At 64.7% G+C, this 12,434-nt stretch carries 11 protein-coding genes, 1 tRNA gene and 1 pseudogene; 8 read left to right on the forward strand and 5 right to left on the reverse strand.

The window, feature by feature from the left end:
* Window positions 1-186: 186 nt before the first annotated feature.
* From X756_RS1000000169925 to X756_RS148880, 4 genes and pseudogenes are all read left to right on the forward strand, one after another.
* Window positions 187-396, forward strand: a pseudogene (locus X756_RS1000000169925) (helix-turn-helix domain-containing protein); the annotation flags it as partial.
* Between the two features lie 152 nt (window positions 397-548).
* Window positions 549-1,301, forward strand: coding sequence for an integrase core domain-containing protein (locus tag X756_RS1000000169930; RefSeq protein WP_245264526.1), 753 nt, complete (start codon window positions 549-551; stop codon window positions 1,299-1,301).
* Between the two features lie 340 nt (window positions 1,302-1,641).
* A complete protein-coding gene (locus X756_RS148885; RefSeq protein WP_023730282.1) occupies window positions 1,642-2,523 on the forward strand; it encodes a CoA ester lyase in 882 nt (293 codons plus the stop codon).
* Window positions 2,524-2,562: 39 nt separating this feature from the next.
* Window positions 2,563-2,769, forward strand: a complete 207-nt coding sequence (locus tag X756_RS148880) for a DUF1737 domain-containing protein (protein WP_023673921.1) — start codon at window positions 2,563-2,565, stop codon at window positions 2,767-2,769.
* Between the two features lie 163 nt (window positions 2,770-2,932).
* Here the strand turns inward: X756_RS148880 and X756_RS148875 are convergent, their stop codons facing one another.
* Entirely contained in the window at window positions 2,933-3,355 is a 423-nt protein-coding gene (locus tag X756_RS148875) for a metallopeptidase family protein (RefSeq protein WP_023702572.1), read from the reverse strand.
* Between the two features lie 228 nt (window positions 3,356-3,583).
* On the opposite strand from X756_RS148875, the gene X756_RS1000000169935 reads away from it, so the two are divergent.
* From X756_RS1000000169935 to X756_RS148860, 3 genes are read left to right on the forward strand one after another with little or no spacing between them, the layout of a single operon-like run.
* On the forward strand, window positions 3,584-4,636 hold the full coding sequence (locus X756_RS1000000169935; protein ID WP_023730283.1) for a hypothetical protein: 1,053 nt from the start codon (window positions 3,584-3,586) through the stop codon (window positions 4,634-4,636).
* The gene (locus X756_RS148865) at window positions 4,578-6,056 is read left to right on the forward strand and encodes a DUF6504 family protein (RefSeq protein WP_023730284.1); all 1,479 of its coding nucleotides are present in this window, start codon (window positions 4,578-4,580) and stop codon (window positions 6,054-6,056) included. Before X756_RS1000000169935 ends, X756_RS148865 begins: the two co-directional genes overlap by 59 nt.
* Window positions 6,053-9,325, forward strand: a complete 3,273-nt coding sequence (locus tag X756_RS148860; RefSeq protein WP_023730285.1) for an error-prone DNA polymerase — start codon at window positions 6,053-6,055, stop codon at window positions 9,323-9,325. Before X756_RS148865 ends, X756_RS148860 begins: the two co-directional genes overlap by 4 nt.
* Before the next feature lie 120 nt (window positions 9,326-9,445).
* Here X756_RS148860 and X756_RS148855 read toward each other — a convergent pair whose 3' ends face one another.
* The 4 genes from X756_RS148855 to X756_RS148840 all read right to left on the reverse strand — a co-directional run bounded on the left by X756_RS148855 (window position 9,446) and on the right by X756_RS148840 (window position 12,086).
* Window positions 9,446-9,688 (reverse strand): Trm112 family protein, encoded by a 243-nt coding sequence (locus X756_RS148855; protein ID WP_023672122.1) that lies wholly within the window; start codon window positions 9,686-9,688, stop codon window positions 9,446-9,448.
* A gap of 29 nt (window positions 9,689-9,717) precedes the next feature.
* Entirely contained in the window at window positions 9,718-10,389 is a 672-nt protein-coding gene (locus tag X756_RS148850) for an LON peptidase substrate-binding domain-containing protein (protein ID WP_023730286.1), read from the reverse strand.
* A gap of 111 nt (window positions 10,390-10,500) precedes the next feature.
* Window positions 10,501-11,508, reverse strand: a complete 1,008-nt coding sequence (gene trxA, locus X756_RS148845; protein ID WP_023730287.1) for a thioredoxin — start codon at window positions 11,506-11,508, stop codon at window positions 10,501-10,503.
* 80 nt (window positions 11,509-11,588) lie between these two features.
* Window positions 11,589-12,086, reverse strand: coding sequence for a prolyl-tRNA synthetase associated domain-containing protein (locus X756_RS148840; protein WP_023730288.1), 498 nt, complete (start codon window positions 12,084-12,086; stop codon window positions 11,589-11,591).
* Window positions 12,087-12,317: 231 nt separating this feature from the next.
* On the opposite strand from X756_RS148840, the gene X756_RS148835 reads away from it, so the two are divergent.
* Window positions 12,318-12,392 (forward strand) — tRNA-Gly (locus X756_RS148835).
* Window positions 12,393-12,434: the final 42 nt, after the last annotated feature.

Raw genomic sequence — 12,434 nt, forward strand, 5'->3', positions numbered from 1 at the left:
CTCTCCCTCCGGAGGGGGGAGAGGTGGCTCGGCTGTCCGAACTGGATAGATAGGTAACAGAATGGACCGATAGCATGGGTGACAGTTTTCTCCTTCGCCGGAGGACCGGCGATGGTTTGGCGAGAGACTGGCATCATGGACGAGCGGCTACGGTTTGTTGTGGAGTGTCTTTCTGGGGATGAGACGATGGTTGCGCTTTGTGCGGCCTACGGGATCTCACGCAAGAACGGCTACAAATGGCTAGGACGCTATCGGACGTTTGGGCCTGAGGGTTTGCACGACCTGCCGCGAGCCCCGCTCAATCATGGCCGGGCGACAGCTCAGGATCTGGTTGAGCGGATTGTGGCGGCCAAGGAGCTGCATCCGCTTTGGGGTCCAAAGAAGATCGTGGCACGGCTCAGGCGCACGGCTCCCGAGTTCATGTGGCCTTCAGCCTCGACGGTCGGCGCGATCCTTGCGCGGCATGGGCTTGTCCGCGCCCGCAAGCGACCCCGCCTGCGGGCCTGCGGCAATGGACCCTGGCCACAGCCGCAAGAACCGAACGCGGTGTGGACTGGCGATCACAAGGGCTGGTTCCGGACCCGCGACGGCTGGCGTTGCGAACCCTTGACGGTGATGGATGCGTCGAGCCGCTATCTCTGGCGCTCGAAGCGACGGGGTCGACGGCCGATAGCGAAGCCTGGCCGGTGTTTGAGCGGCTGTTTGAAGAGCATGGCCTGCCGGATCGCTTCAGAAGCGACAATGGCCCGCCCTTCGCATCAGCCGGCGTCACCGGGCTGACGCCGCTTGTCGTGCGCTTCATCAAGCTCGGCATCACCCTGGAGCGGATCGCACCCGGCAGGCCACAGCAGAACGGACGTCACGAGCGCTTTCACCTGACCATGCTGCCGATGGCCGAGGCACCGGAAGCCGACCGAACGGCACAGGGCCAGGCCTTCGAGACCTTCCGGCAAAGCTACAATGAGGAACGTCCCCATGAGGCGCTGGGCATGGATACGCCCGCCCAGCACTACCGGTCCTCACAGCGCGCCATGCCCAGGACACCACCCGAGCCCGTCTATCCGGCCGAGGCCTCGGTCCGCCGCGTGCGCCACAATGGCGAGATCCGATGGAATGGCGGCTTCATATATGTCTCGCAAGCGCTGGCGGGCGAACCGGTCGCTGCGTTGGAGACCGAAGACGGACAATGGACACTCTCATTCCATGCCCACCCGCTCGGCATCATCGACACACGGCACATGAAGCTTGTCCGCCGCAGCGCCGCGCCAACCAATCCGCTTGGCGCTGCGGCGGACGCATAGGGGGAGAGAAGTGTCACCTATGTATCCGGTTCAAAGTGTTACCCATCTATCGGCTGGACAGCTCGGCGAAGCCGAGACGGAGTGGGGGAACCACCTGGCAGTCGCCGCGAACGGACATCGGAAGGGCACTGAGCGCATTGCTCGCGTTACGCCCAAGGGTCGACCCCCACTCCGTCGAGCTTCGCTCGACACCTCTCCCCCGATCGACGGGGGAGAGGAAAGGCCCCCCTTCCGCAACTGCTGCGGGACGGGCGGGGCAGCGCAAGCTTTCGCAGTTGGCTCGTCATCAGGTACCGGTCGGACGCTTGCCTCACCCGCCCCCACGCGGCATAGATCGGCCATGACAAGCGAACCTTACCGCCCGCGCCGCTCGGTGCTTTACGTCCCCGCCTCCAACGACAAGGCGCTGGCCAAGATCGCGACGCTGGCCTGCGATGCCGTGATCATCGACCTCGAAGACGCCGTCGCGCCCGCCGACAAGATCGCCGCGCGGGACAAACTGGCCGGCATTTTCGCCAGCCGACCGAAACGCCGCTGCGAGATGATCGTGCGCGTCAACGCGCTGTCCAGCGAATGGGGCAACGATGACCTGCTGACCGCGGCGAAATTCGAGCCCGACGGCATCCTGTTGTCCAAGGTCGCCACGCCGCGCGATATCCTCGAAGTCGGCGACGTGCTCGACGACAATTTTGCCCCCGACAGCGTCAAGCTCTGGGCGATGATCGAGACGCCCAAGGCCATGCTCAACATCGGCGCCATTGCCGAACTCGGCCGCGACCCGGCCTCGCGCCTAGCTTGTTTCGTGGCCGGAACGAACGATCTGGTCAAGGAAACCGGCATTCTGGCGACGCCTGATCGGCGCTACCTCGTGCCTTGGCTGATGCAGATGGTGCTGGCGGCGCGGGCCGGCGGCATCGACATGCTCGACGGCGTCTCCAACGATTTTCGCGACCTCGACGCGTTTGCGCGCGAATGCACGGAAGCCGCTGCCATGGGGTTCGATGGCAAGACGCTGATCCACCCCGCCCAGATCGAAACCGCCAACCGAGCCTTTGCGCCCGCGCCCGAAGCCTTGGCCCAGGCGCGCGCGGTGAAGGATGCCTTCGCCTTGCCGGAAAATGCCGGCAAGGGCGTGATTGCTTTGAACGGCAGGATGGTCGAGCGGCTGCACCTGGCGCAGGCCGAGAAATTGCTGGCGAAGGCCGCCGCCATCGGCGCATGATCCGCCCCGAAAAGACGAACTCACGACAGGATCTGATCCATGAGACTTTACCGCTTTTTGTCCGCCCCCGACGATTCAACCTTCTGCCACAAGGTGACCGCGGCGCTGAACAAGGGCTGGCACCTGTACGGCTCGCCGACCTACGCCTACGACAAGAAGACCAAATCGATGCGCTGCGGCCAGGCGGTGGTGAAGGATATCGACGGCCAGGAATACGGGCCGGATACCAAGCTGAGCGACTGGTAGGCTTTGCCAGGCACGGACGCAGGCTGTGTCGAGATTCAGGTCAGGCCGAGCCGAGAACAGTGGTTTCCGAGAACCGGAGCGGAGCGTACTTAAAGTACGCGAGCACCGGAAGCGCAGGAAGCTGCCGTTCGCAGGCCGGCTTCACCTGAATATCGGCGCAGCCTCACTCCGCCGCCTCTTCGATTTTCTCCATATCATCATCCGACAGGCCGAAATGGTGGCCGATCTCGTGGATCAGCACGTGGGTGACGATGTCGCCCAGCGTCTCTTCGTTTTCGGCCCAATAGTCGAGGATGGCGCGGCGGTAGAGGGTGATGCGGTTCGGGCCTTCGCCGGTCTGCGGGTTCCAGCGCTCGGCGATGCCGCGGCCCTCGAACAGGCCAAGCAGATCAAACGGTGTCTCCAGCGACAGATCGTCCATGATCTCGTCGGTCGGGAATTCGGCGATCATGATGACGATCTCGCCGGTCAGCTTGCGGAAATCGTCGGGCAGATGCGCGTAAGCCTCCAGCGCCAGAAACTCCATCTCCTCGATCGAGGGCGAGAGTTCGTCGTGCCAGGTGCGGGTCTTGTAGATGCGGGCCATGCTTTGTCCTTTGATCCCGGCATATAGGCTTTCCCTCCGGACTCGGCAAATGGACGGGTACCTGGCCAATGACTGTTTCTTTGCACCGAATGACTGCGACCAAAGCCTAAGGTTGGCTCGCTACCTTTGATCAAGGAATAAATTCCTTCTGACTCCGCTTGACTCTTCCGGCACCCTCTGGAATCTATAGGAACATAACAGGAACAATTGTGAGAGAAATTGACCGTCATGGCGACATCAGCCGTGGCGCGGGAGACTGTTTTTGCCCTGCGCCGCCAGATCGCGAAGATCGAGGGAACGCTGCCCGAGCGCCTGGCCGCGCCGGCTGGCGAGGGGCTGCGCGCGGGTCCTGGCGGCGGTCTCGACGCCGCGCCTGAACCCGATGCCGATGTCACCATCATCCGGCGCGGGCTTGCCGTGGCTTCGCCGGATGCTTTCCTGGCCACCGGCGTCGAGCGCCTCGATGCGGCGCTGAGCGGCGGCCTTCCGAAAGCCGCCTTGAGCGAAATCCATGGCCTTGAGACCCGCAATGCCGGGGCCGTCGCCGGTTTTGTGCTGTCGCTTGTCAGCCTGATCCTCAAGGGCCAGCCCTTGCCCGTGCTGTGGATCGGCACATCGGAGATTTTTCGCGAGGCCGGCTTTCCCTATGCCAGGGGATTGCAGGGCATGTTCGGTCTCGCACCGGAGCAATTGCTGTTTTCCGAGGCGCCGAAACTCACCGATGCGCTGTGGGTAGCCGAGGAGGCCGCGAAGATGACGGCGCTCGCCGCAATCATCCTCGAAATCCGTGGCAGCCCGCAGCGGCTCGACCTCACCGCGACGCGCCGGCTGCACGCGCGCGCCCAAAACGCCGGCCGGCCGGTGTTCCTGCTGCGCCAGGCCGGCGAAGCCGAGCCGACCGCCGCCCCGGTGCGCCTCATCGTGTCGGCTGCACCAGCGGCGAGCCGCCGGACGATCGCCGGGTCGCTCGCCGGCTCGATCGGCCGGCCTGCCTTCACCGTCAGCATCGGCAAGAGCCGCACCGCTCTGCCTGGACAATTCACACTGGAGTGGAACCCCGATGAACACGCATTCGAAGAAAGAAAGCCCCGCGAAAAACGGGCAGAGAATTCTGTCGCTGTGGTTCCCGCATCTGGCGGCCGAACGGATCCTGCGCCAGCGCCTGGGACGGTCGTGGCGTTCCCGGCCTTCGGATCATCTGCCGCCATCTCACCCACCGCTCGTGATCAGCCATCGCGACCGCAACGCCCAGCGCATATCGGCCCTCGACGAGCGGGCTGAGGCGCTGCATCTGAAGCCTGGCATGGGCATTGCCGACGCCCGTGCCATGCATCCCTCGATCGACATTGTCGAGGCCGATCCGGAGGCCGACCGCCGGCTGCTCGAAGGCCTCGCCGACTGGTGCGACCGCTATACGCCGCTGGTGGCGCTTGACGGCGTCGACGGGCTTTATCTCGACGTCACCGGCTGTACCCACCTGTTCGGCGGCGAGCGCGCCATGCTGGACGACATCCTTGCGCGGTTTTTCCAGCAGGGTTTCGATGTCCGCGCCGGGTTGGCCGCGACGCCGGGTGCAGCCTGGGCGGCAGCGCGCTTTTGCGGCGACCGCATCGTTGTCTCCGGCGAGGAAGAAGCGCTGCTCGCCCCCTTGCCGCTGGCCGCACTGCGCATCGAGGCCGATATCCGCGCCAGCCTGGAAAGCGTCGGTCTGCGCACCGCCGGCGCGGTCATGGCAGCGCCGCGCGCGCCGCTCGCCCGCCGTTTCGGCGCGACCTTGCTGTTGCGTCTTGACCAGGCGCTCGGCCGCCTCGACGAGGCGGTATCGCCGCGCCTGCCGGTGGCGCCCCTTTCAGTCGAACGCCACCTGGCCGAGCCGGTCGTGCTGACCGCCGAGATCGAACGGCTGGTGCTCTTGCTGGCGGTGACGCTGAAGGCCGATCTCGAACGCCGCGGCGAAGGCGCAAGGATGCTGGCGCTGCTGTTGTTTCGCGTCGACGGCGCCGTCAGCCGCATCGCTGTCGGCACCTCGCGTCCGCTGCGCGAACCGAAGCTGATCCAGCGCCTGTTCCATGAGCGGCTGGCCGCGCTCGAACAGGACATCGATGCCGGCTACGGCTTCGACCTGGTTCGGCTTTCGGTGCTGGCGGCCGCCGACTTCGACATGCAGCAAGCCGATTTGACCGGCGAGGCCGAGGATGACGACGCCGACATGGCACTCTTTGCCGACCGCATCCGCGCCAGGCTCGGGGACAGTGCGGTGCTGAAGCCGGTCGCCCTCGAGAGCCATCTGCCGGAGCGCGCCGTCGCCACCATCCCGTTCTCGGAAGCGCCACAACGCAAAACACCGCCCAGGAAGCCCGGCTCGAAAGACGCGCCGCGCGCAACCATCTTCCCGCCGGAACGGCCGATCCGGCTGTTCCGTTCGCCCGAGCCGATCGAGGTGCCGGCCACCGAAATGCCGGAGGGGCCGCCGATGAATTTCCGCTGGCGCCGCGCGCTCTACCGGGTCGCGCGTGCCGAAGGGCCGGAGCGCATCGCACCGGAATGGTGGCGTGAAACGTCAAGCGATCCGGTCACATCGACGCGTGACTATTTCCGGATCGAGGATGCCGAAGGCCGCCGCTACTGGCTCTACCGGCAAGGCCTCTATGGCAACCCGCAGCTGCCGCCGCGCTGGTTCATGCATGGGGTCTTCGCATGAATGCGCTGACCGTCATCCCCTATGCGGAATTCGGCATCCAGTCGAACTTCTCCTTCCTGCGCGGCGCCTCCAAGCCGGAGGAGCTGGTGGTGGCGGCCAAATTCCTCGGCTTTTCCTCGATCGGACTGGCAGACCGCAACACGGTGGCCGGCGTCGTGCGCGCCTGGCAGCAGGCCAAGGTCGAGAAGCTCGCCTATCACCCCGGTTGCCGCCTGGTGTTCGGCGACGGCACGCCGGACATTCTCGCCTATCCGCAGAACCGCAAGGGCTGGGGCCATCTCTGCCGCATGCTGACGCAAGCCAATTTGCGCGATGAAAACGAGAAGGGCGCGACCCTTCTCCAGCGCAGCGACCTGCTCGAATGGGGCGACCTGATGTCGCTGGCGGTGCTGCCGGATCTCTCGGCGAATGCCGACGATCCCCTGGCATTGGTCCGTCAACTGAAAGACCGTTTCGGCGCTAATTTGCGGCTAGGCATGGCGCCGGATTATCGCGGCAATGACCGTTTCCGCATCGAGCAGGCGGCGGGCATGGCGGACATCGCCGGCGTGCCGCTGATGGCGACCAACGACGTGCTTTATCACAGCGCCGAGCGCCGCTCGCTGCAAGATGTGCTCACCGCCATCCGCCTCAATTTGCCGGTCGCCGAGGTCGGGCTGGAGCTGACGGCCAACGCCGAGCGCCATCTGAAGCCGCCGCTGGAAATGGCCCGTCTCTTCCGCCGCCATCCACGGGCGCTGGCCGAGACGCTGCGCTTTGCCGGCGAACTGACCTTCTCGCTCAGCGACCTCCAGTACAATTATCCCGACGAGCCGACGCAATCAGGGCTTGGGCCGCAGGCCGAGCTAGAGCGTCTGGCCAGGGAGGGGGCCGCCACGCGCTATCCGGCGGGCGTCCCCGCTTCCGTCTTGCAGCGCATCAGTGAGGAGCTCGCTCTGATCGAGCGTCTGAATTATGCGCGCTATTTCCTGACCGTTTACGACATCGTCCAGTTCGCCCGCAATGAGGGCATTCTGTGCCAGGGCAGAGGCTCGGCCGCCAACTCGATCGTCTGCTACTGCATCGGCATCACCGAGGTCGGCCCCGAGCGCATCGACACGTTGTTCGAGCGCTTCATTTCCGAGGAGCGCAACGAGCCGCCCGACATCGACGTCGATTTCGAGCATGAGCGGCGCGAGGAGGTGATCCAGTACATCTACTCCAAATACAGCGCCAAGCGCACCGCGCTGGCGGCCGCCGTCATCAGCTATCGCGGCCGCTCGGCGCTGCGCGAGGTGGCCAAGGCCATGGGCCTGTCGGACGATGTCCGCATTGCGCTCTCCAGTTCGATCTGGGGCTGGTCGACCTCGGAGCTCGGCGAGAAGGAGGCGCATGCCGGCGGCCTCGACCGCAACGAGACCTCGACCCGTCACGTGATCGCCCACGCCAACGAGATCATGGGCTTTCCCCGGCATCTGTCGCAGCATGTCGGCGGCTTCGTCATTACCCGCGACCGGCTCGACGAGATCGTCCCCATCGTCAAGACGGCGATGGAGGCGCGCAAGATGGTCGAGTGGGATAAGGACGATCTCGACGCGGTGAAGATCCTGAAGGTGGATATTCTAGCGCTTGGCATGCTGACCTGCCTGAAGCGCGCCTTCACCTTGCTCACCGACCATTATCCGAAGGCCCGGGATGATTACGGCCGACCCTATGTGCTGGCCACCCTGCCGCCGGAAGAGAACGACGTGTACGACATGATCTGCCGCGCCGACACGCTCGGCGTCTTCCAGATCGAATCGCGCGCGCAGATGTCGATGCTGCCGCGTCTACGCCCGCGCGAATTCTACGACTTGGTCATCGAGGTGGCGATCGTGCGGCCCGGCCCGATCCAGGGCGACATGGTGCACCCCTATCTGCGCCGTCGGCAGGGCAAGGAAGCGGCTGAATATCAAAAGCCGGAGCTGGAGGCTATTCTCAAGAAGACACTCGGCGTGCCGCTGTTTCAGGAACAGGCGATGAATATTGCAATCGTCGCCGGTGGTTTCAAACCCGGCGAAGCCGACGAACTACGCCGCGCCATGGCCACCTTCAAGCGCACCGGCACCATCGGCAATTACCGCCAGCGCATGATCGACGGCATGGTCGGCAAGGGATACACCAAGGACTTCGCCGAGCGCTGCTTCAAGCAGATCGAAGGCTTCGGCGAATACGGCTTTCCCGAAAGCCACGCCGCCTCCTTCGCTTTGCTCGTCTATGCCTCCTGCTGGTTCAAGACCTTTTATCCCGACGTGTTCTGCGCCGCGATCCTGAATTCGCAGCCGATGGGGTTTTACCAGCCGGCCCAGCTGGTGCGCGACGCGCGCGACCATGGCGTCGATATCCGCGACGTCGACGTCAATTTTTCCGACTGGGACTGCACCCTGGAGAAAGCCCAATTCGATCCGGGCCGCATCCTGGGGCGCCATGCCGAAATGCGCGGTGTCATCAAGACCCGGTACGCCGTCCGGCTTGGCTTCCGTCAGATCAAGGGCTTGGCCGAGAAGCGTATGGAAGCTTTCACCGCGCGGCGCGGCGCCGGCTATACAAGCGTCAGGGATGTGTGGCTGCGCTCGGGCCTCGATGTCGGCGAAATCGAAAGACTGGCGCAGGCTGACGCCTTCCGCTCGCTCGGCCTCGATCGTCGTGAAGCCTTGTGGGCGGTGCGCGCGCTGGATGGCAAGAGCGCCGCCGAACGGCTGCCGCTGTTCGACCAGCCGGCGATCCGGTTGCGCGAACTCGAGCCCGAGACAAAACTGCCGACAATGCCGCTCGGCGAGCACGTCATCCACGACTACCGCGCGCTCGGCCTGTCGCTGAAGGCGCATCCGGTCGCCTTCCTGCGCGAGCGGCTCGACCGCGCCGGCGTCATTCCCAATGCCAATCTCGGCTCGGTGCGCGACGGCAGGCGGGTCTCGGTCGCCGGCCTGGTGCTGGTGCGGCAGCGGCCCGGCAAGGGCAATGCGATCTTCCTGACGCTGGAAGACGACAAGGCCGTCGCCAACGTCATTTTCTGGGAGCGGACCTTTACCCGTTTCCGGCCCATCGTCATGGGCGCGCGCTTCGTCAAGGTCACCGGCAAGCTGCAGTCGGAATCCGACGTCATCCACATCGTCGCCGAAAAGATCGAGGATTTGACGCCGTGGCTGACGGTGCTGCTGGAAGAGATGACGCCGGCTGCCCGGCCCGACATTGCCACCCTCTCGGACAAAGCTGAAAGGGTCATGCCCAAGGGGCGGAATTTTCAGTAGGCAAGTGCAGGGCGGTCGGGAGCCCATGACATTAATGCCGGCAAGGGCAGAGGGGGGCGCGAAGGATCGCCAACAGAATGGCTTCTTAGGCTGAGGTCCGTTTGAACCACCCCCGGCCCTTCAGCCCGGCCCACCCAATCGCGGCGGCGACAGCACGTCTTCCGCCGAAATAGTCCGCGCCTCCGAGGGCAGCATGATCGGGATGCCGTCGCGCACGGGATAAGCGAGCTTGGCAAGCCGCGAGATCAACTCGCCGCGCACCGGGTCCCAGGCCAGCGGCCCCTTGGTCAGCGGGCAGGCCAGCAGCTCCAGCAATTTTGGATCGACATTGACCGACTTGCCGTCACGCCCATCCGCAGCCATTGGATCCCCCTTCAGCCATCGGCTCAGCCCTATTGCAGGCTGGAGCCAAAGTCCTCATTCTCGCGCGCCAGCGCCATTTCGGTGATCGCGATCAGCGTCTCCGCGCGGGCTTTCAGGTCGGGCGCCTCCAGCAGCGCCTGTTTCTCGGCCGGTCCGTAGGGCGCCATCATCGACAGCGCATTGACCAGCATGGTGTTCTCGGCGCGGCTGACGCTTTCCCAATCGGCTTCGAGATCGTTGGCCTGCAGATAGGCGCGAAACGCTTTCAACAGCGCCGGCCGGTCGATCTCGCTTGCCGCCTGGTCTTCGGCGAGATCGGTGAGGAACGGCGCCAGCTTGCATTGCCGGAACGGCGTCTTCACCGGCAATTCGCTGGTGATGCGGAAACGGCAGACGCCCTGCAGCGAAATCAGATAGCGGCCGTCGCCGCTCTCGGCCATCGAGATGATGCGCCCGGCGCAGCCGACATTGCACAGTTCCGGCTCGCCGTCGGCGCGCAACGCGCCATTGAGGCTGGGCTGGACGATGCCGATCAGCCGCGCGCCGACGATCGCCTCATCCACCATCTGCAGATAGCGCGGCTCGAAAATGTTGAGCGGCATGCGCCCGCCCGGCAGCAGCAGCGCGCCGGCAAGCGGAAACACCGGAATGGTTGCCGGCAGATCCTTGCCGACCCGGTAAAATGCGTTTCCGACCTGCACCTTCACTCCTCCGACCCGCTTCGGGCGCGATGTTATCGGCCTAATCTGGCGCGGCGGCCGCCGACCGCAAGGCCCGACAGCCACGCCCCGGCAATTTGGCCGGCAAACGGCTCAGGAAAACAGCAGCGACGACAATTTGCGCCGTGCCGCCAGCGTCGCCTCGTCGGTCATGCCCCAGGCCTCGAACAGTTTCAGCAGCTGCGCCCTGGCGCCGTCCTCGTTCCACGTCCGGTCGGCTTTTATAATCGCCAGAAGATTGTCGGCCGCCGCATGGCGCTCGCCCCTGGCGTTCTGGATCATGGCGAGGTCGAAACGCGCCTGGTGGTCGCCGGGATTGGCGGCCAGTCGCTGCTCGAATTCAGCTGGATTGCCAAGTGCTGCCGCTTCTGCAGCCAGCGTCATCTTGGCACGCAGCGCGGCAAGTGCCGGCGCATTTTTCTTGGCCTCCGGCGCCGTTGCCAGCAGCGCCTCGGCGCCGTCGCTGTCGCCGGCCTCGAACAGAAGCTCGCCCAGCCCGGCAATCGCCTCGATCGTCTCCGGCGCTTGCGCCAGGATGGCGTCGTAAATGTCGGCTGCGGTCTGCGCATCGCCCGCCGCATGCGCTTCCGCCGCCGCGGCCAGTGCTTCGGCCACCGGCGGCGCGCCATTGCCCTTGCCGCCGACCTTGGTGATGAACTCGGCAATCTGGCTCTCGGGGATGGCGCCCATGAAGCCGTCGACAGGCTGGCCGTCCTTGAAGGCGATGACCGCCGGGATCGATTGGATGCCGAGCTGGCCGGCGATCGAGGGATGATCGTCAATGTTCATCTTGACCAGCTTGACCTTGCCGCCGGCGGCCTTGATCGCCTTTTCCAGAAGCGGCGTGAGCTGCTTGCAGGGCCCGCACCACGGCGCCCAGAAATCGACCAGTACCGGCTGTTTGCGCGAATCCTGGATAACGTCGGCGGCGAAAGTGGCGGTCGTGGTGTCCTTGATCAGCTCGCCAGCGGCAGGTGCTGCGCCGGGTGTCGAGCCAAGTGCCGACTTGGCCGGCTCGGCGCCGCCATATTGCGCGGAAGTGGTGTATTGGCCCGAATTGCCGCCGAATTGGCCGCCAAACGGATTGTTGTTGTCGCTCATGTCGTCGCCCTTCCGGTCGCGCCCAGCGGAGCAGCGCGACGTCCTTAACTAGAGGTCAGTTTTCGCCATCCATGTGGCGATCAAGCCGAGACTTTCAAGATAGCAGCATCATGTCCGGTTGCCTCGACGAATCTGATGAGGTCCGCGGACGCGATTGACGTCGTCGCCTCATTGGTCAGCGGATGCGCGTTGACTGTCGCATGTGCCATCAAATCCTGGTCGAGCGCCACCTTGACCCGTCTTTCGGTGTCGTTGATCAGCCCGAACACGGTGACGGCGCCCGGGATGACGCCGAGCAGTTCCATCAGCATCTCCGGCTTGCCGAACGACACCCGGCCGGCGGCGCCGATGATCGTGTGAATCTGCTTCAGGTCGACGACCGCCTCCTCGCCGACGCTGACCAGGAAGAAATTGTCCTTCTTGTCCTTGAGAAACAGATTTTTCGTGTGCCCGCCCGGTATCTCGCCGCGCAGCGACTGCGAATCGGCCACCGTATAGAGCGGCGGATGGCGCACGGTCGACACTGATATGCCGAGATCGGCAAGAAAGGCGAAAAGCTCGGCTTCGGTCTTCGGCATGATCTTCCCCAGTTGGTCTTCGCTGTCTGTCTGGCCTTCGGGCAAAGCCGTTTACGGCCAATGATGCCACCGAGACAAGACCGTCATGCGCGAGGTCCATGAACCACCATGCCCGGCCCGGATGCTGTGGCCAGACGATTTGCCGCGACCAAAAAGCCCGTCATTTCCCTGTTGCAATCGCCGCGCTCTTCAGCCATATAGGCCCGGCTTGCGGCCCCGAGGGCCGTGTGAGCGGGTGTAGCTCAGGGGTAGAGCACAACCTTGCCAAGGTTGGGGTCGAGCGTTCGAATCGCTTCACCCGCTCCAGTTTCCTCAAGGGGAATCAAGCGATGAAGAGGCGCCTTTCGG

Origin of the sequence: Mesorhizobium sp. LNJC405B00, assembly GCF_000502615.1 — a bacterium.
Classification (GTDB): Bacteria; Pseudomonadota; Alphaproteobacteria; order Rhizobiales; family Rhizobiaceae; genus Mesorhizobium.

Coding starts and splice junctions, on each gene's coding strand:
- X756_RS148885 (WP_023730282.1), top strand. CDS start 1,642: ATGACAAGCGAACCTTACCGCCCGCGCCGCTCGGTGCTTTACGTCCCC.
- X756_RS148880 (WP_023673921.1), top strand. CDS start 2,563: ATGAGACTTTACCGCTTTTTGTCCGCCCCCGACGATTCAACCTTCTGC.
- X756_RS148875 (WP_023702572.1), bottom strand. CDS start 3,355: ATGGCCCGCATCTACAAGACCCGCACCTGGCACGACGAACTCTCGCCC.
- X756_RS1000000169935 (WP_023730283.1), top strand. CDS start 3,584: ATGGCGACATCAGCCGTGGCGCGGGAGACTGTTTTTGCCCTGCGCCGC.
- X756_RS148860 (WP_023730285.1), top strand. CDS start 6,053: ATGAATGCGCTGACCGTCATCCCCTATGCGGAATTCGGCATCCAGTCG.
- X756_RS148855 (WP_023672122.1), bottom strand. CDS start 9,688: ATGGCTGCGGATGGGCGTGACGGCAAGTCGGTCAATGTCGATCCAAAA.
- trxA (WP_023730287.1), bottom strand. CDS start 11,508: ATGAGCGACAACAACAATCCGTTTGGCGGCCAATTCGGCGGCAATTCG.
- X756_RS148840 (WP_023730288.1), bottom strand. CDS start 12,086: ATGCCGAAGACCGAAGCCGAGCTTTTCGCCTTTCTTGCCGATCTCGGC.